A 24,256-nucleotide genomic window follows, 5' to 3' on the forward strand; every position below is an offset into this window, starting at 1 on the left:
AGCTCCGCGAAGAATGGGGACCATGAGTTACACGGCACAGTCAACGAGCCCGGGCACGGGCAGCCCCCGGGGCAACTTCGAATCCACGGTCCGTCGGATGTGGGAGACCCGCCCCGTCCGCTTCCCGCGCAGCCAGTCCACCCGCTCCTGGTTCTTCGGCGTCTGCGAGGGCATCGCCGTGCGCTACCAGGTCTCGCCGCTGCTGGTGCGCCTGGTGTTCGTCCTGGCGACCTTCGTCGGCGGTGTGGGCCTGTGGGCCTACGGCATCGCACTGCTGGTCATGCGGCGCTACACCGTGCCGCGCTCCCCGCTGGACGTGCTGATGCGTGGTGAGCGCGACCCGCGCTTCGCCGAGGACCGCTCGCTGGCGATCGGCACCCTGATCGTGGGCGCGGTGTTCCTCGTCTTCGGCGGCATCCTCAGCGGCGGGATCACGCTCACCGGCATGGTGGTCTGCGCGGCGGTGACGGGTGTGGCCTGGTGGCTGCTCTACGAGCGCCAGCCGGTGGCGCCGGTCGGGCTGCTGGAACGCGACGACCACCAGGGGTGGCAGGGGCCTACCCAGGGGCCGGCACAGCCGACCCGGCCGTCGGACGCTGCGCCGACGCAGCCGACGTACGAGCCGGCGCAGGGGCAGGACGCTGCGCCGACCGTCGACCTCGGCGACGTTTCCGCCGCGCCGGGTTTCGAGCCGCCGCGTCGTCAGCCGCCGTCGTGGGATCCGCTGGGCACCGCCCCCTTCGCGTGGGACCTGCCGGACCCCGGTGAGCCCGGCGACGGTGACGCAGATGCGGCGTCCGGTGCGTCCGGCGCCCCGAAGAAGAAGCGCCGCGGGTTGCGCGCCCTGGTCGTGGCCATGGTGTTGGCCGTGGTCCTGGCGGTGGTTGCCGGAATCATCGCGCTCGGCGCGATCCTGGCTCCCCGGTGGGGTGGGGTGACCTCCGCGGAAGGCAGCAGTTACTCCGGGACGTTCACCAGTGATGCGCAGCAGATCGGTGAGGTGCCTGCGCACAGCAGCTACTCCTACACGATGAGTTCACCGACGCTGGACTTCACCGGAGCTACGGTGGAGCAGGACAGCGTGGTCGACCTGTCGTCCACCATGGGTTCGGTCACGGTGCTGTTCCCACGCACCACCGACGGGCCGTCCTACCGCGTGCACCTGAACTGCGAGTCGGTGACGATGGCGGGCGTCGACTGCGGCAGCCTGGACGGCACGCTGGTCCGTGGCACAGACAGTGCCACTGGCACCGGCAGCACCGGCAGCGCCGGCAGTACCGCCGACGGTGAGGTGAACACCCTGACCGTGAACGTCGAGTCCACGATGTCCGAGGTCACCTTCGACCGTGTGAGTTGATCCGGTGAGTTGAACAGTTGAGTTGAGCAGGGCCCGTCTACCCGACGTGGAAGGGGATCGGCCCGAGCAGGATGCCGACGGCCAGCATGACCAGGGAGACCACGACCGCCCGCCACAGCACCTTGCGGTGGTGGGCGCCGAGGTCGACGTTGGCCAGGGAGACCAGCAGCAGGATTGCGGGGACCAGGGGGGACTGCATGTGCACCGGCTGGCCGGTGATGGACGCCTGGGCCATCTGCACCGGCTCGATGCCGAAGTGGGCGGCGCTCTCGGAGAGCACGGGCAGGATGCCGAAGTAGAAGGCGTCGTTGGACATGAAGAAGGTCATCGGCATCGACAGCAGGCCGGTGATGGGGGCGAGGTAACCGCCGAGGGAGTCGGGGATGATCCCGGTGATCCACTCGGCCATGGCGGTGACCATGCCCGTGCCGTCCAGCACGCCGACGAGCACGCCGGCGGCGAGCACCATGCCGACCACGGCGACGATCGAGCTGGAGTGGGCCACGATCTCGTTGGCCTGGTCCTTCAGGCGGGGGAAGTTGACGGTCAGGGCGATCGCCGCGCCGACCATGAACACGTAGGCCAGGGGGAAGAGGTCGGCGACGAGCAGCACCATGACCACCACGGTGAGTGCGAGGTTGAACCACAGCAGCGTCGGACGCAGCGAGGCCCGGTTCGGGTCGAGCATCGTGTCCGCCATCGAGGTCTGCTGGTGGACCGGCGGGACATCGCCGGCACCGCCGGCACCGCCTGCGGTACCGGACGCTGCAACAGTGGCATCGGTGGAATCGGTGCGCGGGGTCATCCCGGTGAGGTGGGAGGTCTCCAGACGACCGAGCCGCTTGCGCTCGGCCAGGCCCATGAGCCAGGCGAAGACGAAGCAGATCACCAGTCCGGCGGCCAGTGACGGCAGCATGGGGACGAAGACCTCGGAGGGTTCCACGCCCAGTGCCGCGGCGGCGCGCACGGTGGGCCCGCCCCAGGGGACGATGTTCATCGTGCCGTTGACCAGGCCGGCCACACAGGTCAGGATGACCGGGCTCATGCCCAGGCGCAGGTACAGCGGGAGCATGGCGGAGGTGGTGATGATGTAGGTGGTGGAGCCGTCGCCGTCGAGGGAGACGACGCCGGCGAGCACGGCGGTGCCGAAGACGATCTTCGCCGGGTCGTTGCCCAGGATCCGGGTGATCCAGGTGATCAGCGGGTCGAAGAGTCCGACGTTGATCATGATGCCGAAGTACATGATGGCGAACATGAGCAGTGCGGCGGTCGGTGCCATGTCCTTGACGGCGTCGATGACCATGTCGCCGATGCCGAGGCCGGCGCCGCCGATCAGGCCGAAGACGGTGGGCACCAGGATCAGTGCGAGCATCGGTGTCATCCGGCTGGTCATGATCAGAGCCATGAACGTGAGGATCAGCTGGACGCCGAGTGCGTCGAGGATCCCGTCGGACGGTGTGTGGCTCAGGTTGTAGTCTTCTGCCAGGAGCAGGGTGTCTGCGGTGGTCATCGCATCTCCTTCAGGTGTGTCTGACCGGACAGTGGAAGATTAAAGTGATGCAGACCACGTGACGATCCTTGTGTGCGTTAGATCTCCTTGAGTGCAAACATTGACTTGTGTGCATTCTGTTCACTGGCTCTGCCAAAGGTGCAGTAGACTCCACGACGTGCGTTTCTCCACGAAAGTTCTGCTGCTGCAGCTCGCGACGGTGGTTGCCGTCGTCGCTGTGTGTTCGGGGGTCTTCACCTGGATCTCGGTGGAGCGGCTGAAGTCGCAGGCGATGGACTCGGCCGTGTCCATCGCCCGGTCCGTGGCGGAGGACCCGCAGGTGCGCGCCGCGGTGGCGGACGAGGCTGACGGGACAGATAGCGGCGACAGGGACACGGGGTCGGACGCCGCGGACGGTGCCGCCCTGGTGGACCTCGCCGCCGGGGTGGAGGCCCGGACCGGTGCGTTGTTCGTGGTGGTCACCGACGCCGACGGCATCCGGCTGGCGCACCCGGACCCTGGGCGGATCGGGGAGCGGGTCAGCACCGACCACGAGGCCGCCCTGCGGGGCGAGGAGGTCACGGCCTGGGAGACCGGCACGCTCGGGCAGTCCGCCCGGGCCAAGGTCCCGGTGTACGCGCCGGACGCCTCGGCGCGGGAGGTCGCCGACAGTGAGCCGGTCGGCGAGGTCAGCGTCGGGTTCCGGCGGGCGAGCGTCTTCGACGACCTGCCGCTGGTCCTGGTAGGGGTCGCCGCGGCCGGGGCGACGGCCCTGGCCATCGGGGTGCTCGCCAGTGTGCTGATGCGTCGTCGCTGGGAGCGGCTGACGCTCGGGGTGCAGCCCGAAGAGCTGGTGGCGTTGGTCCGCCACCAGTCCGCGGTGCTCGACGGGGTGGACGACGGCGTCCTGTCGGTGACCCCGGACGGTGCGGTCGAGGTGTGCAACGAGGTCGCCGCGCGGCTGCTCGGCGCGGACGGCGTAGGGGTCGGAACCGGCACCGGCACCGGTTCCACAGTCACGGTCACGCTCGCTGAGCTGGGTCTTCCTACCTGGGTGGTCCGCGAGCTCACCGGGGACGGTGCGACCGGCGCCCGGCAGGGGGCGCGTCCGGCGTCGTTGGACAACGTGGTCGTCGGCGACCGCGTCCTCTACCTCGACTCACACCCGGTGACCAGGGCGGGACGCCACCTCGGCACCGTGGTGGTGGTCCGTGACCGCACGGACCTGGCCGCACTGACCCGCAGGTTGGGCACCGTGCAGGCGATGGGGTCCACGCTGCGGGTGCAGCGCCACGAGTTCGCCAACCGGATCCACGCCGCCTCCGGGCTCCTGGACGCCGGACGGATCGACGATGCGCGGGCGTTCCTGCAGGACATGGCCGAGCGCGGCCCGGTGGACTTCCCGTTGCAGGGCGCGGAGCTGCTCGACGAACCGTTCCTGCAGTCCTTCCTCGGCGGCAAGTCGATGGAGGCCGGTGAACGTGGTGTGGGCCTGCGGGTAGGGGAGGAGACGCTGGTCCTCGGCCAGATCGGCGGCGACGGTGCGGTCGAGGACGTGGCCACGGTCCTGGGGAACCTCGTGGACAATGCCGTGGCCGCCGCCCTGCGTAGCGACGGTGCAGGCGGCGCGGACGATACCGACGGGGAGAGGTGGGTGGAGGTCACCGCGATGCAGGACGACCTGGCGCTCACCCTCATGGTGGCCGATTCCGGACCCGGACTGGACGCGGGCGACCCCGTCCCCGCCGAAGACCCCGCCCCTGCTTCGGACCCGATCCACGGCCACGGGATCGGGCTTGCGCTGTCGCGCGAGATGCTGCGCCGTCGCGGCGGCGAACTCTGGGTCATCGACCGCGGCGGCACGCACCCGGGGCACGGGGCGGTCTTCGGCGTGCGACTACCCGGGGTGTTCGGGACGGCCGAGGGCTCAACCAATCCAGACGAGGAGACACGATGACACACCACCAGGACGCCCGGTCGACCACCCGCACACCGCGTAACCTGCGGGTGCTCGTCCTCGACGACGATTTCCGGGTCGCCTCGATCCATGCCGACATCGTCGCCTCGGTACCGGGCCTGGAGGTCCAGGCGACGGTCGGCACCTGCGCGGAGGCCAGGGCGGTGCTGGAGGGGCGGGACACGAACGTCGTGCCGGGGCTCGTCCCGGACCTCGTGCTCGCCGACGTCTACCTGCCCGACGGGGACGGCATCGAGCTGGTGCGTGCGGCACGCGTCGACGCCTTCGTGTTGTCCGCGGCCGTCGAGGCGTCCACCGTGCGGCGCGCCTTCACCGCAGGGGTCCACGCCTACCTGGTGAAACCCTTCAACCGCAGGGAGCTCGTGGAGCGCCTGGAGCGCTACATCAGGTTCCGCCGGGTGACCGGGACGCCTCACCCGTTGCGGCAGGAGGAGATCGACCGGGCGATGGCGGTGATGCACGCGACGACGCAGCCGGTCACCGCGGCCGGGAGCTCCACCGAGGACCTCGTCCTCGAGGCGCTGGGCTCCGGTGAGCACTCCGCGGCGCAGGTGGCGGAGGTCGCCGGGGTGTCCCGGGCGACCGCGCAGCGCAGGCTATCGGCGCTGGCCGGACGCGGGGTCGTCACCGTGCGGCTGCGGTACGGAAGTTCAGGACGCCCCGAGCACCTGTACTCGCGGTCCTCGGGGCGGGGGTGGTGAGGGCGCGCCGGTTCATGCGGCGCCGGGAGGTCAGGCGTTGGGCTCGGGGATCATCCGCGCCGAGGAGTCCTCGACGATCGCCTTGCCGAAGGGGAAGCAGGTGACCGGGATCATCTTCAGGTTCGCCCAGGCCAGCGGCAGCCCGATGATGGTGATGGCCTGCAGGGCGGCGGTGGCGATGTGCCCGAGGGCGAGCCACAGGCCAGCGACGAGGAACCAGATGACGTTCATCAGCCCGGAGCCGAAGCCGGCGGTGGACTTGGTGACCACGGTGCGGCCGAAGGGCCACAGGGCGTAGCTCGCCATCCGGAACGAGGCAACGCCGGCGGGGATGGTGATGATGAAGACGCAGGCGATCAGGCCGAAGAGGATGTAGCCGAGGAACAGCCAGATTCCGCCGGTGACCAGCCAGAGAATGTTGAGGACGAACCGCAGGATTGTCATGGCCCCCATGCTAGCGTCATCGGCGTGCGGTCGTGGGGTGGGTGAGCCGACCGCCGCAAGGCCATCCGGGATGTCATCTGACTCATGCCCCAGGTCGAGAACCGGCCGTTTTCTCCCCGGGGCATGACTCAGGTGACATCGACTGGTCACGCTGACTGGTCACGCCGTGCACCACCGTGTCAGGCCGGTCGCACCTCCTCCGCCTGCCCTGTCTGCCCCGCCTGCCGCCGGGGCAGCGTCCACGCCGCCACCAGCAGGACCACGGCCGCGACGACGACCCCGTAGAACACCCCGGTGGTGGCGTCGACCACCGAGCCGCCGCCGGAGTAGACCGCGTTGGACACCGTGCCGTAGACGGCCACGGCCACGGCACTGCCCGCCGAGCGGGCGAACATGGTCAGCCCGGTGACCTCGGCGCGCTCGGACCAGCCGACCGAGGACTGCGCGGCCACCACGTTCGGTGCGGCGGTGAAGCCCATGCCCGCGCCCAGTACCAGGGCGACGGCGACGATGAGCCAGATGTTCTGCTGGCCGACCACCAGGAGCAGCAGGAGCGTACCGACCATCACGATCGAGGTGCCCAACGTGATCGAGGCGCGGAAGCCGTGCGGGACGTAGATGCGTCCGGCGTTGGCGCTGGCCAGCGGCCAGGCGATGGTCAGGGCGGCGACGGCGATGCCCGCGGCGACGGGGGTGGCCCCGGCGGCGCGCTCCAGGTAGGTGGGTACGAAGCTGGTCAGCCCGAGCACGATCGCCCCGATGGCCGCGGAGATCACCACGGCGTGCACGATCAGGCGCCGCGACAGCAGGTGCAGGTTCACCACGGGTTCGGCGGCGCGGCGTTCCACCATTACAAACGCCGCCAGGGTGAGGGCGCCGCCGAGGAAGCAGACCAGCGAGGCGGTGGAGGTCCAGGACCATGCCTCGCCGCCCTCCAGCAGCCCGAGGAGCAGCAGGGTGAGCCCGAGGGTGAGAAGCAGGGCACCTTCGACGTCGATGCGGTGGCGGGTGCGCTCCACCTTCTCGTGGAAGTTGCGCCACACCATCACCGCGGCGAGCAGGCCCAGGGGGATGTTGATCACGAAGATCCAGCGCCAGGACACGTACTGGGAGAACAGCCCACCGAGCAGCGGGCCGAGCATCGAGGAGATGGCCCACACGCTGGCGAGGTAGCCCTGCACCTTGGCGCGTTCGCGCACGGAGTAGATGTCGCCGGCGATGGTCTGGCCCATCGGCTGCACCGCGCCGGCACCGACGCCCTGGATGATGCGGCAGAGGATGAGCACGGTCATCGAGGGGGCGGCGACGGCGAGGGCGGAGCCGAGGACGAAGACGCCGATGCCGGTGAGGATCACCGGTTTGCGCCCGTAGGTGTCGGCGAGTTTCGAGAAGACCGGGACGGTGACGGCCTGGGCGAGCAGGTACCCGGAGAACAGCCACGGGTAACGGGAGAATTCGCCGAGGTCGTCGACGATGCTGGGCACGGCGGTGGCCAGCACCGTGGCGTCCACCGCCATGAGCGCGGAGGACAGCATGATCGCGACGAGGACGGGGCCGCGGCGGTCCCGGAACACTGACAAGGCCATTTCTCCGATGGTAACGACCCGGGTCGTGCGCGAGGCGGGGAAGACCCCGTTCTCTGGCGCGCCACCGGACCGGTGTGGCACGGTGGTGGTGACACTACTGTGAACTACAGATACTGGAGATGAGTCCTGTGCGTGATGTGACTGGAACTCGACGAGGCACGACCTTGCCCGCGGCAGGGCTCGCCCTGGCGGCCGCAGCAGGGCTCTTCCTCGCCGCCTGCGACAACGACGGTGCCGGTGTCGAGGAGGCGCAAGGCGGCGGTTCGGTCAGCGCCGACCCGGCCGACGCCGCCCTGTCGGGTGACATGACCAGCGAGCAGGACGCCGGGGAGGCTCCGGAGCCGACGCCGGGCGCGGCGTCCACCGATGGTTCGGCCGGTGCCGCCGCCGACGGCGCCCCGGCACCGGACCCCGTGCCGTCCTCCGGCGACGAGCAGGTTGCCACCCAGCAGAACCGTGTGGAGCTGGCCGACTACACCGTCCCGCTGAACGGTCAGGACTCGATGATCTGCATGTTCCGTGACAGCCAGGAGGCCGACGGCTTCGACTGGGGCTGCCAGGCGGAGAACTTCCACGCCGGGTGGGAGGCCACCCGCGGCGGCGACGCCAACGGTGTCGCCTACCGTGTCGGCGGCGACCCGGAGCTCTACGGGCTGCTGGGCAACGCCGCGAGCCCCAACCAGGCCGGCACGCTCGACGAGGGTGCGGTCACCGAGGTCGGCGACCGCTTCGTGGTGGACACCACGCAGCCGGACGCGGCGCTGATCACCGCCGACGGCGTGACTGCGCGCGTCACCGCCGACTCCTACGAGATCGTCGGCTGAGTCTGCTGAACTGAAGCCTCGGACGCTGCACCGGTCGCTGCACCGGGCGCCGCGTCGCGTTCGCCGGGCAGGGGGCGGCGTCGCACGAGCGCGGCGTAGACCGCGCCGGTGATGTTGTGCAGCACCGCGGCCACGGCGCCGGGCAGCGCGGCCTCGGGGGAGAAGAAACGTCCGGCCATGCCGGAGGCCAGTCCGGCGGACTGGGTGCCGATCTCGATCGCCATCGTGCGGTTGACCGGCTCGGGCAGGCGGAAGAGCCGTCCGGTGAGGTATCCCAGCAGGTAGCCGCAGAGGTTGTGCAGCAGCACCGCGGCGAAGACGATCAGGCCGACCTGGGCCAGGCGTTCGGCGTTGTTGGCCACCGCGGGGAACACCACGCCGCCGATGCCGAGGATCGACAGCCACGGCAGCACGGGGGCGACCTTGTCGACCCACCGGTTGAGCACGGTGCGGATCAGCAGGCCACCGACGACGGGCAGCAGCACGGTCTGCACCAGGGTCAGGGCCATGCCGGCACCGTCGACCTCGGTGCGGGTGTCGGCGAGCAGCAGCATCAACGCCGGGGTCAGGATGGGGGAGACCAGGGTGGACACACTGGTCATGGCGACGGAGACGGCGACGTCGCCCTTGGCCAGGTAGGCGATCACGTTGGATGCGGTGCCGCCGGGCACCGAGCCGAGCATCAGCAGTCCCACGGCCAGCGCCGGGTTGAGGCCGAGCAGTTTGGCCACGCCGATGGCCAGCAGCGGCATGATCACGAACTGGGCGATCACGCCCACGATCACCGGGGTGGGCCGGGTGGCGATGACCTTGAAGTCGGGGATCGTCAGCGTGAGCCCCATGGTGAACATGATGACCATGAGGAAGAGGTTGATGTGGTCGGTCAGGGGGATGAACACGGCCGGGGCGAGGAAGGCGGCGAGTGTGCCGGCGAGGATGAACACCGGGAAAGCGGTGACGGCGATGGCCGCGGAGCGGTCCTCCTTGTGCCGGGCCTCAGGGGAGTGTGCGGCGGTGGGCGCGGCTGTGGATGCAGCGGGGGAGCTTCTGTCGTGACTCGTCATGCTTCACGAATGTATCGGCCCCAGAATGATTATCCTAAAATGCGACAGTTTGCGTCCCACTGTCTGGGACGGGGCCCGTGCGTTAACCCGGGATGAACACTGCGACAACAGTCCCCGACAACCCTCTTCTCGCCCGGCGGCGACCCCCGGGGGCCGATAGCGTGATTTCCCGACGAGGCAGCCGGTGGACGGCCGCTGCCGATGCGAGAAGATGGAGAACACGACTGTGCCGACCAGGCCGCTGGGAATCAGGACGCCGGGAAACAGGACACCGCAGGACGCGACGGCACCCGGGGGTGTCACCCGCCGCCGCTTCCTCACCGGGGCGGTCGTCGCCGGTGCCGGGTTCACCGTCGCCGGCGGCGCCGGGCAGGCCTACGCGCAGGACGCCCCGGGCGGCGCGCAGGACGCTGTATCGTCCGGTGCGTCCGGCGCCTTCCTGCACTCCGTCGCCTCCGGCGACCCCTGGCCGGACAGCGTGGTGATCTGGACCCGGGTCACCCCCACGCCAGAGGCCACGCCCGGCTCGGGGGCGGGCGCGCCGACGAAGGTGCGCTGGGAGGTCGCCACCGACCCCGGATTCGGTGCATCCACCGTCGCCTCCGGCGAGCAGGTCACCGACGCCACCGTGGATCACACCGTGAAGGTCAACGTCACCGGGCTGACCCCGGCGACCGACCTGCACTACCGCTTCACCGTGCTCGACGGCCCGGCCACCGGGGCGACCTCGCGGGTGGGGCGCACCCGCACCTCACCGGCGCTGGAGGCAGAGCCGGACAACGTGCGCTTCGGGGTGTGCTCCTGCTCGAACTACGAGGCCGGCTACTTCCGTGCCTACCGGGAACTCGCCGACCGCGGGGACGTGGAGTTCATCCTGCACCTCGGCGACTACACCTACGAGTACGACTCCGGCGAGTACGGCGCGGCCTACGGAGAGATCGTGCGCACCGTGGAACCGGCGCAACGCACCCGCACCCTCACCGGCTACCGCATCCGCCAGGGCCACTACCACCGGGACCGCGACCTGGCCGACCTGCACGCCGCCAAGCCGATGATCTGCATCTGGGACGACCACGAGTTCTTCGACAACGCCTGGCGCGACGGCGCCACCGGCGACTCCGAGTACGGCGGCCCCGCGGAGTACGCCGAGGTGCGCCGCGCGGCCACCCAGGCCTACTACGAGTGGATGCCGGTGCGCGCCGGGAAGGGCTTCAACACCGGCGAGGACCGTCACCTCTACCGCCACCTGCGCTACGGCCGGCTCTTCGAGCTGATCCTGCCGGACCTGCGCACCTACCGTGACCTGCAGGGGCCGTTGAACACGGTGAACGACTCCTCGCGCACGATGATGGGCACCGACCAGTTCGGCTGGTTCGGCGACGTGCTGACCACCTCCTCGACGACGTGGCAGCTCATCGGCAACTCGGTGATGTTCGCCCCGATGACCCTGCCGAATACGCTGGACCCGCGGGTGCACGACTGGCTCGTCGACCAGGTCGGCGTGCCGCCGGACGGGGTGGCGCTCAACACCGACCAGTGGGACGGCTACATGGTCGAGCGTCAGCGCATCATTGACCTCATCGCCGAGCGACGGGCGAAGGGGTCGCAGCCGGGGCTCAACGTCGTCTTCCTCACCGGCGACATCCACTCCTCGTGGGCGGCGGACATCCCGGCGTCGGCGGCGGACTACCGGCTGCGCCGCGACATGGACGTCGTCGCCGCGGAGTTCATCGTCCCCTCCGTCACCGCGGGCAGCGCCTACGACGCCATCGTGCCGTCCCCGGTCGCCGCCCCGGCGGTGAAGGAGGCGCTGCGGGTGGGGCAGGACGCCCTGACCACGATCGACCACTGGTACAAGTACGTGGACCTGACCCGCCACGGCATGATGGTCGTCGACGTGGACTCCACCCGCACCCAGGTCGACTGGTTCCACGGCGAGGTGCTGCAGGACGACGCGCCGATGACCTACACGACCAGCTGGCAGACCAGGGTCGGTGACCCGGGGGCCAGGCCGGCGGCAGGACCGCTGCAGTGATGACGCTGCGCTCGACCGGCGGAGTCAATAGGATGGCGGCATGAGTGAGACCGACGACAGTCAGGCAGAAGCCGCCGACACCGCCGTAGCCGACGTACGCGAGGCCTTGGACGCGCTGGCGGACCCGGCTGTGCTGGTGGTCAACGAGCGTCACGGTGACGACCACGCGGTGAACCTCACCAAGCTGCGCGCGGTGGCCAAGGAGGCCGGGACCGGGCGCAAGCCGGCGGTGAAACACGAGCTGGCGCTGGGCCTGTGGGAGACCGGGGACTCGGCCTGCCGTCTGGCGGCGACGCTGCTGATGCGTCCGAAGTCGCTGGACGCCGACGCCCTGGACACGATGCTGCGTCAGGCGGGCACCCCGAAGGTGCACACCTGGCTGCTGAGCTACGTGGTGAAGAAGAGCGCGCACGTCGACGAGCTGCGAGAGCGTTGGTTCGAGGAAACCGACCCGGCCACCGACCCCACCGTCGCCTCCGCCGGCTGGGCACTGACCACCGAGAAGGTGGCTGCCTGGGACCCCGTGACAGAGGAACAGGCAGAACAGGCCGGTGAAATCACCGGCCTGCTCGACCTGATCGAGTCCACGATGGCGGACAGTCCGGACACCTTGCAGTGGGCGCAGAACGAGTGCCTGGCGCAGATCGGGATCAACCACCCGGACTTCCGGGAGCGTGCCGTGGAGATCGGTGAGCGCCTCGGCGTGTTGAAGGACTACCCGACGCCGAAGAACTGCACGTCACCGTATGCGCCGGCGTGGATCGCGGAGATGGTGTCCCGCCAGGAGGCGGGGAGCTAGGCTCCCCGGAGGCTCGCGGACCCTACTCCGCCGGCGGTGCCGGCGGGGTGGGCGCGCCCTTGGGCGGGGCGATGCGGGAGTAGGCCGCGGTCGCACCGGACGCACCGGCCGAGGCGTCCTGCATGGCACCGGTGGCGCCGGCACCTGCAGCGTCTCCTGCGTTCTCTGTGCCCTCTTCGGCACCCTCGCCGATCCAGGAGCCCGCGGAGCGGCCAGGGGCGGCGTCCCAGTTGCCGTCGACGAGCTTCTTCTGCACGACCAGGGCGGCGGCGAAGACCGCCACGGCCACGGCCACGATGACCACCAGGCCCCACACCCCGGCCGGGGCGTTGCCGATGAGCAGGCCGAACCAGCCGAAGTCGGCGTCGCCGAAGGTGGTGTTCTCGCCCGACATGTCGCCGAGCACGTTGATCAGGAACGCCGGCAGGATCGTGATGATCACACCGTTGACGAACGCGCCGAGCACCGCGCCGCGGCGTCCACCGGTGGCGTTGCCGTACACGCCGGCGGCACCGCCGGTGAAGAAGTGCGGCACCAGGCCGGGCAGGATCAGCGCGGCGCCGAACGCCGGGTTCAGCCACGTCGACAGGATCACCAGGGCGACCAGGCCACCGGAGAAGCTGGAGATGAAGCCGATGAGCACGGCGTTCTGCGCGTAGGGGAACACGATCGGGGCGTCGAGCGCGGGGATCGCACCCGGGACGACCTTGGCGGCGATGCCCTGGAAGGCGGGCACGAGCTCGCCGAGGATGGTGCGCACACCGAAGAGGATCACGGCCACGGCCACGCCGAACTGCAGACCCTGGGTCACCGCCTGCATCAGGTAGTTGCCCAGGTCGGTGGCCACGGAGTCCTCACCGAAGGCGGCGAAGGCCTCGTCCTGCCCGGCCCGCACCACGTAGAGGATCGCCAGGACCAGGTACATCAGCACCATCGACAGGGCGGTGGCGACCATGGAGTCGCGCAGGAACCGCAGGCCCTCGGGGACCTTCAGGTCCTCGGAGGACTTCGACGCCTTGGCGCCCTTGCCGCCGACGGCCTTGCCCACCGCACCGGCGGCGATGTAGCCGGCGGTGCCGAAGTGGCCGATGGCCACCGAGTCGTCGCCGGTGACCTTGCGGGTCCAGGGGTGCGCCAGGGCGGGGAGGGCGACCATCAGCACGCCGAGCAGCACCGCGCCCAGGCCCACGACGATCCAGTCGGCGTAGTCCGCGGTGACCAGGATGATGGTGATCATCGTGGCCATGAACAGCACGTGGTGACCGGTCAGGAAGACGTAGCGCAGCGGTGTGAAGCGCGCGAACAGCAGGCTGACCACGTAGCCGAGGATCATCAGCCAGGCGACCTGGGAGCCGAACTCCTCCTGGGCGATGCCGGCGATGGCCTCGTTGGTGGGCACCACACCGTGCATGCCGGTGGCGCCCTCGATCATCACGCCGAGCGGGTCGAGCGAGGCGGTGACCAGCGTGGCGCCGGCACCGATGAGCAGGAAGCCGAGGATCGCCTTGATCGCGCCGCCGGCGACCTGCCCGGCGCTGCGGCGCATGGCGATCAGGCCGATGGCGGTGAAGATACCGATGAGGAACGCCGGGACGGCGAGGATCTCGTTGACGATGAACGTTGGAATGGCGAGCAACCAGTCCATGGGGGATTCTCCTTTTGAGGGGGCCGTTCTTACAGGGCGTAGAGCGCGCGGAGCGCGGAGTCGATCTCGCGGGGGCTGGTGAAGTTCTCCACGACCCAGACCGGGATCCCGGGGTCGCCTAGGGTCTTGGCGATCTCACCGGAGGTGAGGATCAGGTCGGCGTCCTTCGCCTTGCCCTTCGCCGAGATGGTGTCGGTGGCCTCCACGGAGACGAGCGCGTCCCAGCCCCAGCGCTTGAGGACGTCCTCGGTGGTGTTCTTCAGAAACAGGCTGGTGCCCAGCCCGTTGCCGCACACGGTGAGGATGTGGTTGCGCGAGTTCCCGCCGGGGTAGCGCTCCCCGTCGGGGATCGAGTAGGACGCCCCGGCGGCGCTGGCGGTGCTGGCAGCGGCAGTGCTGTCGGTGCCGGCGTCCGACGCGGGCGCGTCGCGTCCGTCGAGGATGGCGAGGATCTCCTCGGGGGTCTGCGCGGCGTCCAGCTTCGCGCGGGTGGACTTGCGTCCGACGACCTTGGCCAGCTGCGCCATGGCGCTGGTGTGGGTGGTGGCGTCGGTGGCGGCCAGGGCGACGACGAGGGTGACCGGGTCGTTCTTCTCGTGGCCGAACTCCACGGGCTCGGCCAGGCGCACCCAGCTCATCGCGGTCTCGTGCACGGCCTCGCTGGGGCGGGCGTGGGCGAAGGCGAAGCCGGGGGCGACGACGATGTAGGGGCCGTTGTCGATCACCGAGTCGATCATCGCGGTCGTGTAGGCGGCGTCGGTCGCGCCGGTGTCTTCCAGGAGTTCCCCGGAGTGCGCGACGGCTGTCTTCCAGTCGGCGGCAGTCACATCCAGGTCGATCCTGCTTTGTGACAGGAGGGAGGTGAGGGTGCTCATGAGACTCATCCTATCCCTGCTCTTAGTAGGTAACGAAACTAGGTAATGGGGGCTTCGGCGGTCTCGCGGGGCCCGGATGTTCGAACGCAGGGGCGTACTGGCTGCTGTGCAACCGGCGTGATTCGCGCACCCTGAAGAGGTGGCTGCAGACGAACCAGGACTACCGGGTCAACTGGCAGATGCTGGCCGACGACGAGCGGGCCGTCTTCGCTCGTCCGGAGGAGCTGCCGGTGCTCCCGCTGCGGCACTGGAAGTCCGTGTGGCTGGTCATCCTCGCCGGTTTCGTGGTGGCGATGGTCGGCGCCATGTTTCTTCCCGAACCCACCACCGCCTGAGGCCGACCCCACGTAGCATCACCGCCATGGATGACAGTAGCGATGAACTGCTTGCCGGGGTCAGGGTCGTCTCGATGGCGGTGAACCTGCCCGGCCCGGTCGCCGCGCACCGGCTGCGCGGCCTGGGTGCTTCGGTGACGAAGGTCGAGCCGCCGTCCGGCGACCCGCTGTCGCTCGTCGCCCCGGAGTACTATGCGCACCTCGCCGCAGGCCAGGACGTGGTGGCCCTGGACCTGAAGTCCACCGCCGGCTCCGAGCGGTTGCACACCCTTCTTCAGGACGCTGACCTGCTGGTCACCTCGCACCGGCCGCGGGCGCTGGCCGCGTTGGGGCTGGACTGGGAGGACCTGCACGCCCGACATCCCCACCTGAGCCAGGTGGCGATCACCGGCAGTCCCGGGGAGGCGGCGGACACCCCGGGGCATGACCTGACCTACCAGGCTGCGGCGGGCACGATCGCCCGGCATGACGGTGTCCCGGTGATGCCGACGCTGCCGGCCGCGGATCTGGGAGGCGCCGAACGGGCGGTCGCCGACGGCATCGCCGCGGTACTCCGGGCGCAACGCACCGGGCAGGGGCACCACGTCGAGGTCGCGCTGTCCGGGGTCGTCGACGACTTCGCCGCGTCCACACGGTGCGGGCTCTCCGGGCCGGGGACGATCCTGGGCGGCGGCTACCCGCTCTACGGGATCTACCCGGCCAGCGACGGTTTCGTGGCGGTGGCGGCGATCGAACCGCACTTCGCCGCGGCACTGGCAGCACTGATGGGGGAGGAGTCTGCGTTCGAGGTGACCGCGGAGGATCTCCGGGAGTTCTTCGCCGCCGGCACCCTGGAGCACTGGAGTCGGTGGGCCCGTGAACACGACCTGCCGGTGGCGCCGCTGCGCTGAGACGGGGGGCCGCTCAGCGCAGCGGGAGGCGGAAGGCGGCGCGCGGTGCGACGTCCAGCCCGGCGTCCTGCTCTGCGGCACGTACGGCATGCAGGTCGGGGCGTAGATCGGGACGCAGGTCGCTGGCGTCGAGCGGGAGGAATCCGAGACTGCGGTAGAGCGGGCCGTTCCAGGGCACGTCGACGAAACTGGTCAGGCACACCCCGGGGAACCCGCGGGCGCGGGCATGCTCCACCGCCAGTGCAATGAGCCGGGTGCCGAGGCGTCGGCCCCGGCACGACGGATCCACCGAGACCTGCTCGATCAGGAGGTCGCCGTCGGCCAGCCCCACCCACAACCAGGCGACGAGGTGTGTGAAACCGTCCCCGGCACCGTCGACGACGAGGACGTGGTGGGCGTCCACCGCGGCGGTGAGCTCCGCGACGCCCGGAGGGTCGTCGTCAGCGACCACGTCGAGCCCGACGGTGCGGAAGGGTTCCCCGGCACGTCGTTCCAACGCACGTACGGCGGCGACGTCCCGCCTGCCCGCCAGTCGTGCGGGGGCCGGGACGTCACCGCCGGTGAAGGAGCAGTCGCAGACGCCTATGAGACGGGGGAGGACTGGGCGCCCGGGGCGTAGGGCTCGGTGTCGCCGACGGTCTCCGGCTCGCCGTCGGTGCCGTAGACCGTCGCGCCCTCGGAGGGCTCCTCGCTGGAGGAGGCGGAGGAACTCGACGGAACGCCGGCGCCCTCGTAGCCGCTGTCCGGGGTGACCTCGGTCGAGGGGGCGGTTCGTTCGCTGTCGTTCTCGCTCGGCGGCTGGCAGGCGGTCGCCCCCAGCGCCAGAACGGCGGCAGCGAGCAGGGCGGTGGTCCGGCGGGTGCGGGTCATCTCATCTCTCCTGAGTGAGTCAGCGGTGGATCAGCGGGAGGTAGTCACGTCCTCCCGTGGGGTACTCGTCCATGAGCATAGTTGGTCGGACCTGCGCATCGGTACACGGGCAACCCCGCAGGTGCGTCCGGAACGCGGGACCGGCCCTTTTCCCGTGCCCCACCCCGCACGCACCGGGGGCGGCCCTGAGGCCGACCGGTGCGGTGTTCGGTGCCCGTGTCCGCGCCTCGGCGCGGTACCCTGTGAGCCTGGACCGGGCCGGTGGCAATGACCGTGCCCATGAGGATCCCACGAGGAAAGGACACGGCCATGAGTTCGGACGGTCGCTCGAACGGTCGATGGGGTACGCCGGATGACGGCGAGTGGCAGGGGGACGAGACCCCGACCACGGCCTGGGACCCCGCGGGCCGGCCCCGGCAGGACGGAAACGGGCAGGACGTTCCCGCGGACGAGAACCCGACGACGGTGTGGAACGGCGGCGCCGGTGCGCAACCGCCCCAGTCGCCCCAGTCACCCCAGCCTCCGCAGTACCAGTACGGCAACGAGGACGAGACGCAGGTCATCCGGCCCGGTCAGCCCGCCGACCAGTACGGGCAGCCGCAGTACGGTCAGCCCCAGTACGACCAGCAGCAGTACTACGGTGACCCCTACGCTCAGCAGCAGTACGACCAGCAGCCCTACGACCAGCAGCAGTACGGTGAGCCGCAGTTCGGGGCGGGGCAGCCCGACGACAACGGCGGCGGGAAGAAGCGTGGCGGCAAGCTCGCCGTCATCGTGCTCGTCGTCGCCGCACTGGTCGCGATCGTGCTGGCGTTGGTGACGTTCGTCTTCAACCGCAGCGGGGACGGGGCGACCGCCCCGACGACCACCACGCAGCAGACACCGGAGGAGACCCAGGGCAACGAGGACAACCAGGACAACGACGGTGGCGAACCGTCGTCACCGGGGCTCCAGCTGCCCAGCGACATCGAACTTCCCAGCGACATCGAGATCCCCACGGACCTCGAGGACCTGCCCAGCAATCTGCCGGACCTGCCGAGCCTGGACCCGGACGTCATGGACCAGCTCAACGACACCCTGGACCAGTTCCGTGACCAGCTGCCCTGACCAGCGGGCCTGACCAGCGGGCCTGACCGGGCCCACCCCCGTGCCCGGGCACGACACCGGGGGTGGCAGGTATGAATTGTTGCATGAGCCGACAAGCATCACCCCTGAACATCTTCACCTCCACGTTCCCCCTGCCGCAGACCCGCGCGGCACTGGAGGACGCTGGCGCGGTGATGGTCGACGACCTCGCCGAGGCCGACGCCTTCATCTGCCACGGTGTGGCCCCCGCGGACTTCCCCACGCTGCCCGACCGGGTGAAGTGGGTGCAGCTGTGCCAGGCCGGTATCGAGGGCTTCTTCAAGCAGGACGTCATCGACGCCGGCGCGCAGGGCGACCGCCGCTGGACGAACGCGTCCGGGGTGTACGGACGCCAGGTCGCCGAGAGCGCGATGGCGCTGCTCCTGTCGGTCACCCACATGCACAAGAGGATCGCCCGGGCGGCCAGCTGGTCGGTGTGGCGTGAGGTCGACGACAACACCCGGTGGCTGCACGGCACCACCGTGGCGGTCGTCGGCGCCGGCGGCATCGGCCGGCACCTCATCGAGATGCTCGCCCCCTTCGGGGCGTCGGTCATCGCGGTCAACCGCACCGGGAACCCGGTGGACGGGGCGGAGCGCACGCTGCCGATCGAGCAGGTGTCGGACGCCGTGGCGGCCGCCGACCACACCGTCGTCGCCGTCCCGCTGACGGACGCCACCCGCGGCCTGTTCGACGCCGACCTGTTCGCGTCCTTCCGTCCCGGGGCGACCGTGGTCAACGTCGCACGGGGGCCGGTCGTGGTCACCGACGACCTCGTCGCTGCCCTGGAGTCCGGGCAGCTCGGCGGCGCGGGACTCGACGTCACCGACCCCGAGCCGCTGCCGGACGGGCACCCGCTGTGGGAGATGGACAACGTGACGATCACGACGCACTCGGCGAACACCCGCGCCTCGATGGACGCCCAGCTCGCCGGGCCCACCGTCGACAACTACCGCGCCTTCCTCTCCGGGGAGCGCATGCCCACCGAGATTGACCCGTCGAAGGGCTACTGACCGGAGGCTAGGGTCGCTGCGCGGCGATCCCGCGCACGTAGGCGTTCGCCATCCGGGCCTGGACGCGGCGACCCACCGGGCCACCCAACCTGGTCAGCAGGGTGCCGGGCCGGGAGAACGCGCTGACGGTGGCGGTGACCGTGCCGTCGGAGTGCAGGGTCACGGTGAAGGCCTCCTCGCCGCACTCCACGTGACCCGGCAGGGTGCCGTAGACAAGGGAGTCCGGCCCGGCGGTGAGGACCAGGCACGGCGAGTCCAGCGGGGTGAGCAGGCCGCGGCCCGGGGTCACCGTCACGACGTCGCCGACCGCCATCGGCGCGGTGTCGTCCAGCGGTGTTCCGGCGCGGTGCAGCGGTGCGCCGGCCAGCCGGTGCGCCCGCCCTCCCAGCAGGTTGTCGAGCGCGCGGGCGTGGTCGTCCTTGCCGTGCCCGATGACCCGGCTGGTGCTCAGGCAGTGGAACCCCTGGTGCTCCAGGCGGTCGGCTACCCCGGAGTGGCCGTCGAGGTCGTGCACCGAGGCGGACAGTCCGCGGAACTCGCCGGGGTAGGTGAGGTCGCGTTCCGACAGTGCGCGGTCGGGCGGTCGGGGTGGGGAGGACGGGAGGCGCAGTCGCATTCCCCCGAGGCTACCGACACGGCATGCTCCCGTGCCCCGGTAGTTTCTCGGTGGAGAGCATTTTTCGGCGACACCGGCTACAATGCCCCACGTACATCCTCCCTGCCACAGCGAAGGAAGATCGAGCATGCCCGTAACAACCGAGTCAGCCGGGAACTCCGGAACCCGTTCGAGCCGTGCCCTGAGCCGCATCCCGAAACTCTTCTCGGGGCGCAAGGCAGGACGCGTCCTGTCCGCCGGGGCGATGGCGGTCGCGCTGGTGACCGGCGGGACCACCGTCGTGGCGCCGGCGGTGGCGGGCGCGCAGACCTCGACCCACGCCGGCGCCGGCATCGTGCTCACCTTGGGCGACGGCTCCGAGGCGCTGTGCACCCTGAACTCCGTCGTCGAGAAGGACGGCACGTTCTACGGTGTGACCGCCGGGCACTGCCTCAGCGAGGCGGAGATCGGCTCGCCGGTGGTGAAGGTCTCCACCGACTCCGGGCAGCTGCTCGCCGACGCCGAGGACATCGCCGCCGGCGGTGTGGAGCTCGGCGGCGAGGCCAACCCCTTCGACCCCTACGCCGGACTCGACGACGTGGGCTGGTTCCGTCTCGACGAGTCGGTCACCCCGAATGACGGGGAGGTCTCCAGTACCGCGCACACGGGCATCCCGGTGCTCGACGACGCGCTGCGTGGCCACAGCCAGCCCCTCGGCGACCCGGTCCCGGTGACCCAGAACCTCGTCGGCTCCATCGTCTGCAAGGACGGCACGATGTCCGGGCGCACCTGCGGGCCGGTCCTGGCGGTGAACACCGACTCCCAGGAGATCACCGCCCTGATCCCGGCGATCAGCGGTGACTCCGGAAGCCCGCTGCACGTCGCCGGTGCCGACGGCAAGCGCCACATCGTCGGTGCCCTGTCCAACGGCACCCCGGTGCTGTTCAACACCTTCGACGGGACCCGTGAGCACCTCCCGGCCGTCGGGGCGTGACCTTTTCGTTGCCGTTCTCCCGAATTTTCCGGAGTCACCTCTGAAGGACGCTCCAGTGGGCTGTCAGGAAACTCCAAGACTGCGATCGTAGTGTCGGAGACATCGCCACCACAGATGGCGAGGTGATATCCAGAATTGCCGTCGCGAAAGGACTCCGTATTCGGTAGCTGAGCATTCTCCTCTTGAAACGTCAGCAGATGACCCCCGGTTCGTCAGGAGCCGGGGGTCATCTGTGTCTGCGTACGCACGGCCGGGTTTTGGCCCCCTATGTACACTCGGATGCCACGTTGTCCACACGACCTCAACCATCCGGGAACAACGGTGCCCTGACCGGCCGGTGTCCCCGGAGGAACCGGAATTGATGTGACTTCCCCGACCGACAGTTCAGCGACCGACAGCTCACCTGCCAGTCAGTCGACACGCGGCGCGTCAGGGGAGGGGGTGGACGAAAGCAGCGGAGCCAGGCGCGGTCCGGACCCGCTGATCCTCTGGGTCTCGGCCGGGTTCATCGTGGTGTTCGTCGCGGTGTGCGTGATCTTCGGCGACAGTGCCCGCGACAACTTCGCGGTGGTCTCCGAGTGGCTGATGACGAACCTCAACTGGCTCTACATCGGCGGGGTGACCATCGCCCTGCTCTTCCTCATCGCCGTGGCGTTCAGCCACTTCGGACGCATGCGCCTGGGCCCCGACGGGCAGAAACCGGAGTACTCGCTGAAGAGCTGGTTCGCCATGCTCTTCGCCGGCGGTCTCGGCAGCGTCCTGATGTTCTGGGGTGTGGCCGAACCGATCAACCACGCGGTGAACGTGCCCATGCAGGACGCCGAACCGATGTCCCACGAGGCCGTGAACGAGGCCATGGGCTTCACGATGTACCACTTCGGCATCCACATGTGGGTGATCTTCGCCCTGCCGGGACTGGCCTTGGGCTACTTCATCTACAAGCGGAACCTCCCGCCGCGGGTGTCCTCGGTGTTCGCGCCGATCCTCGGCGGGGCGATCTACTCCTGGCCGGGCAAGCTCATCGACGCGCTGGCCATCATCGGCACCGTCTTCGGCATCGCCGTGTCCCTGGGCCTGGGCACGTTGCAGATCGAGTCCGGCCTGGGCACCGTGTTCGGGATCGAGGGTTCCACCCTGCTGCTGGTGGGCATCATCGTGGTCATCGTCGGCGCCGCCTGCTGGTCGGTGGCCGCGGGCCTGGACAAGGGCATCAAGAACCTGTCGAACATCAACATCGTGATGGCGGTGGTGCTGCTCGTCTTCGTGCTCGTCGCCGGGCCCACGTTGCTGTTGCTGCGCGGCACCATGGACACCGCCTCGCTCTACGCCGAGTGGCTGCCGAGACTGATGTTCTGGTCGGACGCCGACCAGATCACCCGTGAGGGCTGGCAGGGCACCTGGACGGTCTTCTACTGGGCGTGGACGATCTGCTGGTCGCCGTTCATCGGCATGTTCGTCGCCCGGATCTCCAAGGGCAGGACGGTCCGGGAGTTCGTCGGCGGCGTACTGGTGCTGCCCGCCCTGTTCATCCTGATCTGGTTCGCCGTGTTCGGCTACGCCGGCCTGAACGCCGAGCGCACGAACCCGGGGAGCCTGTCGGGGCCGGTCGTCGAGGACGGCGACGCGGCGTCCTCCCTGTTCATCCTGCTGGAGACCATGCCGTGGAGCACCCTGGTCAGCGGTTTCGCACTGGTGGTCGTGGCGATCTTCTTCGTCACCTCCATCGACTCCTCGGCGTTGGTGACCGACATGTTCGCCGTGGGGGAGGAGAACGTGACACCGACCTACCAGCGGGTGCTGTGGGCGGTGTCGATCGGTGCGGTGGCCGCGGCGATCCTGGTCATGTCGCCGGACGCCGGGATCGAGGCCTTGCAGGAGGTGTCGATCATCATCGGGCTGCCGTTCTTCCTGATGTTCTTCGTGATGATGTACTCACTGCTCAAGGGAATGAACAACGACTTCCACGCCCGGCCGGAGCCGGTGACCCGCCAGTGGGACAAGACCGACTCGCCGGAGGCGTTGGAGGAGAACGAGAGCAAGCCGGCACCCGGCTACGACGACGACGGTGAGGAGCTGCCCCGGGCGTCCTACGACGCCGACGGCAACCTCATCGTCCCCGGCAGCGTGATCATCGCCGGTGACGTCGGGGTCGTCGGCGGCATCGGCGACGCCGATCCCGAGGACTACGACGCGCTGGGGGAGACTCAGGACGCGCAGGACGGTCCGGAGGGTCCGGACGGTTCGGGCGGGCGACCGGGGTGACGCCGGTCGCGGTTCGCCGCCGACCGTGAGCCGGGTTACACTATGTAGACATAACCATATACGCAAGTGCAGGAACGACAGCTCTCACGAGCATGAAGGAGAACACCATGGTTCAGCGTGTAGGCGTCATCGGGGCAGGTCAGATGGGCGGCGGAATCGCCGAGGTCGCGGCCAAGGCCGGCAGCGACGTCCTGGTCTGGGAGGGCAAGCAGGAGGCCCTCGACTTCGGCGAGTCCAAGATCGAGAAGTCGCTGGCCAAGGCCGTCGACCGCGGCAAGCTCAGCGAGCAGGACCGCGACGCCGCGCTGGCACGCCTGACCTTCACCACCGCCCTGGAGGACTTCGCCGACCGTGAACTGGTCATGGAGGCGATCATCGAGAACGAGGCGATCAAGAAGGACGTCTTCGCCAAGCTCGACGCCATCGTCGAGGACAAGAGCGCCCCGCTGTGCTCCAACACCTCCTCGCTGCCGATCCAGGCCATCGCCTCGGCCACCGAGAACCCCGGCCGTGTCATCGGCCTGCACTTCTTCAACCCGGTCCCGGTGCTCCCGCTCGTCGAGGTCATCCCGGCCCTGACGACCGACGAGTCCACCGTGGAGACCGCACGCACCTACGCCACCGAGGTGCTGGGCAAGTCCGCGATCCAGGCGCAGGACCGCTCCGGGTTCATCGTGAACTTCCTCCTGGTGCCCTACCTGCTCTCGGCGGTGCGCATGGTGGAGCAGGGCGTGGCAACCAAGGAGGACATCGACACCGGCATGAAGCTCGGTGCGAACCACCCGATGGGCCCGCTGACCCTGGCGGACATGGTCGGCCTCGACACCTGCGCGTTCATCGCCGACGTGATGCTCGAGGAGTTCGGCGACCCGTCCTACGCCTGCCCGCCGCTGCTGCGCCGCATGGTGCAGGCCGGACACGTCGGACGCAAGTCCGGCAAGGGTTTCTACGACTACGCATAGATACCCCCGGGGGTCCCTGCACGGCGCGACGGATTTCACTATGCTCGTGCCCGCAAGCCTTTTTACGTCAACAGCGAAGGAGAGCTTTAATGTCAGGGATCGACGACATCAAGAACAAGGCCGAGGACGCAGCAGGCCAGGCCAAGGAAGCTGCCGGCGGCGCCGCCGGTAACGACGACCTCAAGAACGAGGGCAAGGCCGACCAGGTCAAGTCCGATGCGAAGCAGAAGTTCGAGGACGTCAAGGAGAAGGCGACCGACAAGGCCAACGAGGTCATCGGGAAGTTCAAGGACAACTAGTCCTTGACCCTCCCCGGCGTCACGCTGTAGACGCGGACCCCTCCACCTCCCGCACGGGAACGGTGGAGGGGTTCGCTCATGTGCACCGCCGGAACAGGGGCGGATATAGCGGGG

Annotated in this window: 23 protein-coding genes; 14 read left to right on the forward strand and 9 right to left on the reverse strand. The window is 69.5% G+C overall.

Translation table 11 applies throughout. From position 1 onward, the window contains the following. Positions 1-22 precede the first annotated feature (22 nt). Complete coding sequence (locus ACT3UN_RS13715) at positions 23-1,357, forward strand: PspC domain-containing protein (RefSeq protein WP_301443352.1); 1,335 nt, start codon at positions 23-25, stop codon at positions 1,355-1,357. Between the two features lie 37 nt (positions 1,358-1,394). Here the strand turns inward: ACT3UN_RS13715 and ACT3UN_RS13720 are convergent, their stop codons facing one another. Next, complete coding sequence (locus ACT3UN_RS13720; protein ID WP_444657307.1) at positions 1,395-2,867, reverse strand: CitMHS family transporter; 1,473 nt, start codon at positions 2,865-2,867, stop codon at positions 1,395-1,397. Positions 2,868-3,024: 157 nt separating this feature from the next. On the opposite strand from ACT3UN_RS13720, the gene ACT3UN_RS13725 reads away from it, so the two are divergent. Together ACT3UN_RS13725 and ACT3UN_RS13730 are read left to right on the forward strand one after the other, a co-directional pair. Further along, complete coding sequence (locus ACT3UN_RS13725; RefSeq protein ID WP_444657308.1) at positions 3,025-4,803, forward strand: ATP-binding protein; 1,779 nt, start codon at positions 3,025-3,027, stop codon at positions 4,801-4,803. Beyond that, a complete protein-coding gene (locus ACT3UN_RS13730; protein WP_441579277.1) occupies positions 4,800-5,525 on the forward strand; it encodes a response regulator in 726 nt (241 codons plus the stop codon). The genes ACT3UN_RS13725 and ACT3UN_RS13730 overlap by 4 nt, the downstream gene beginning before the upstream one ends. A gap of 30 nt (positions 5,526-5,555) precedes the next feature. Here the strand turns inward: ACT3UN_RS13730 and ACT3UN_RS13735 are convergent, their stop codons facing one another. Beyond that, entirely contained in the window at positions 5,556-5,960 is a 405-nt protein-coding gene (locus tag ACT3UN_RS13735; protein ID WP_301443664.1) for a YccF domain-containing protein, read from the reverse strand. Positions 5,961-6,148: 188 nt separating this feature from the next. Then, a complete protein-coding gene (locus tag ACT3UN_RS13740; RefSeq protein WP_301443660.1) occupies positions 6,149-7,555 on the reverse strand; it encodes an MFS transporter in 1,407 nt (468 codons plus the stop codon). 164 nt (positions 7,556-7,719) lie between these two features. Between ACT3UN_RS13740 and ACT3UN_RS13745 the strand changes: the two genes are divergently transcribed. After that, positions 7,720-8,379 (forward strand): hypothetical protein, encoded by a 660-nt coding sequence (locus tag ACT3UN_RS13745; RefSeq protein ID WP_301443661.1) that lies wholly within the window; start codon positions 7,720-7,722, stop codon positions 8,377-8,379. On the opposite strand, the gene ACT3UN_RS13750 is transcribed toward ACT3UN_RS13745, so the two are convergent. Further along, positions 8,361-9,443: a bile acid:sodium symporter family protein gene (locus ACT3UN_RS13750; RefSeq protein WP_441579471.1), complete on the reverse strand. Its 1,083-nt coding sequence runs from the start codon at positions 9,441-9,443 to the stop codon at positions 8,361-8,363. The genes ACT3UN_RS13745 and ACT3UN_RS13750 overlap by 19 nt on opposite strands. A 211-nt stretch (positions 9,444-9,654) precedes the next feature. Here ACT3UN_RS13750 and ACT3UN_RS13755 point away from each other — a divergent pair, with 211 nt between their 5' ends. Together ACT3UN_RS13755 and ACT3UN_RS13760 are read left to right on the forward strand one after the other, a co-directional pair. Continuing rightward, entirely contained in the window at positions 9,655-11,478 is a 1,824-nt protein-coding gene (locus ACT3UN_RS13755) for an alkaline phosphatase D family protein (RefSeq protein ID WP_441579472.1), read from the forward strand. Positions 11,479-11,518: 40 nt separating this feature from the next. Beyond that, positions 11,519-12,277 carry a DNA alkylation repair protein gene (locus ACT3UN_RS13760; protein ID WP_444657309.1) on the forward strand — a complete coding sequence of 253 codons (759 nt, stop codon included), beginning with the start codon at positions 11,519-11,521 and terminating at the stop codon, positions 12,275-12,277. Between the two features lie 22 nt (positions 12,278-12,299). On the opposite strand, the gene ACT3UN_RS13765 is transcribed toward ACT3UN_RS13760, so the two are convergent. Together ACT3UN_RS13765 and ACT3UN_RS13770 are read right to left on the reverse strand one after the other, a co-directional pair. Then, a complete protein-coding gene (locus ACT3UN_RS13765; RefSeq protein ID WP_301442706.1) occupies positions 12,300-13,922 on the reverse strand; it encodes a PTS ascorbate transporter subunit IIC in 1,623 nt (540 codons plus the stop codon). Positions 13,923-13,951: 29 nt separating this feature from the next. Continuing rightward, on the reverse strand, positions 13,952-14,797 hold the full coding sequence (locus ACT3UN_RS13770; protein WP_301442707.1) for a PTS sugar transporter subunit IIA: 846 nt from the start codon (positions 14,795-14,797) through the stop codon (positions 13,952-13,954). A gap of 179 nt (positions 14,798-14,976) precedes the next feature. Between ACT3UN_RS13770 and ACT3UN_RS13775 the strand changes: the two genes are divergently transcribed. Together ACT3UN_RS13775 and ACT3UN_RS13780 are read left to right on the forward strand one after the other, a co-directional pair. Then, on the forward strand, positions 14,977-15,132 hold the full coding sequence (locus tag ACT3UN_RS13775) for a hypothetical protein (protein WP_301442708.1): 156 nt from the start codon (positions 14,977-14,979) through the stop codon (positions 15,130-15,132). 26 nt (positions 15,133-15,158) lie between these two features. After that, a complete protein-coding gene (locus ACT3UN_RS13780) occupies positions 15,159-16,022 on the forward strand; it encodes a CoA transferase (protein WP_301442709.1) in 864 nt (287 codons plus the stop codon). Positions 16,023-16,035: 13 nt separating this feature from the next. Here the strand turns inward: ACT3UN_RS13780 and ACT3UN_RS13785 are convergent, their stop codons facing one another. Next, a complete protein-coding gene (locus ACT3UN_RS13785; protein ID WP_301442710.1) occupies positions 16,036-16,518 on the reverse strand; it encodes a GNAT family N-acetyltransferase in 483 nt (160 codons plus the stop codon). An 86-nt stretch (positions 16,519-16,604) separates the two neighbouring features. Continuing rightward, entirely contained in the window at positions 16,605-16,892 is a 288-nt protein-coding gene (locus ACT3UN_RS13790) for a hypothetical protein (protein ID WP_301442711.1), read from the reverse strand. Between the two features lie 309 nt (positions 16,893-17,201). Here ACT3UN_RS13790 and ACT3UN_RS13795 point away from each other — a divergent pair, with 309 nt between their 5' ends. Together ACT3UN_RS13795 and ACT3UN_RS13800 are read left to right on the forward strand one after the other, a co-directional pair. Then, positions 17,202-17,999, forward strand: a complete 798-nt coding sequence (locus tag ACT3UN_RS13795; RefSeq protein WP_301442712.1) for a hypothetical protein — start codon at positions 17,202-17,204, stop codon at positions 17,997-17,999. An 83-nt stretch (positions 18,000-18,082) separates the two neighbouring features. Next, positions 18,083-19,030 (forward strand): D-isomer specific 2-hydroxyacid dehydrogenase family protein, encoded by a 948-nt coding sequence (locus ACT3UN_RS13800; RefSeq protein WP_301442713.1) that lies wholly within the window; start codon positions 18,083-18,085, stop codon positions 19,028-19,030. Between the two features lie 7 nt (positions 19,031-19,037). On the opposite strand, the gene ACT3UN_RS13805 is transcribed toward ACT3UN_RS13800, so the two are convergent. Continuing rightward, positions 19,038-19,646, reverse strand: a complete 609-nt coding sequence (locus ACT3UN_RS13805) for a DUF1990 domain-containing protein (protein ID WP_301442714.1) — start codon at positions 19,644-19,646, stop codon at positions 19,038-19,040. A gap of 127 nt (positions 19,647-19,773) precedes the next feature. Here ACT3UN_RS13805 and ACT3UN_RS13810 point away from each other — a divergent pair, with 127 nt between their 5' ends. From ACT3UN_RS13810 to ACT3UN_RS13825, 4 genes are all read left to right on the forward strand, one after another. After that, positions 19,774-20,619, forward strand: coding sequence for a hypothetical protein (locus ACT3UN_RS13810; RefSeq protein ID WP_301442715.1), 846 nt, complete (start codon positions 19,774-19,776; stop codon positions 20,617-20,619). Between the two features lie 441 nt (positions 20,620-21,060). Continuing rightward, positions 21,061-22,881: a BCCT family transporter gene (locus ACT3UN_RS13815; protein WP_301442716.1), complete on the forward strand. Its 1,821-nt coding sequence runs from the start codon at positions 21,061-21,063 to the stop codon at positions 22,879-22,881. Positions 22,882-22,988: 107 nt separating this feature from the next. Then, positions 22,989-23,843, forward strand: a complete 855-nt coding sequence (locus ACT3UN_RS13820) for a 3-hydroxybutyryl-CoA dehydrogenase (protein ID WP_444657310.1) — start codon at positions 22,989-22,991, stop codon at positions 23,841-23,843. A gap of 89 nt (positions 23,844-23,932) precedes the next feature. Then, positions 23,933-24,142: a CsbD family protein gene (locus tag ACT3UN_RS13825; protein WP_301442718.1), complete on the forward strand. Its 210-nt coding sequence runs from the start codon at positions 23,933-23,935 to the stop codon at positions 24,140-24,142. The last annotated feature ends 114 nt before the right edge of the window (positions 24,143-24,256 follow it).

Origin of the sequence: Corynebacterium sp. AOP12-C2-36 (assembly GCF_052379185.1) — a bacterium.
GTDB lineage: Bacteria > Actinomycetota > Actinomycetes > Mycobacteriales > Mycobacteriaceae > Corynebacterium.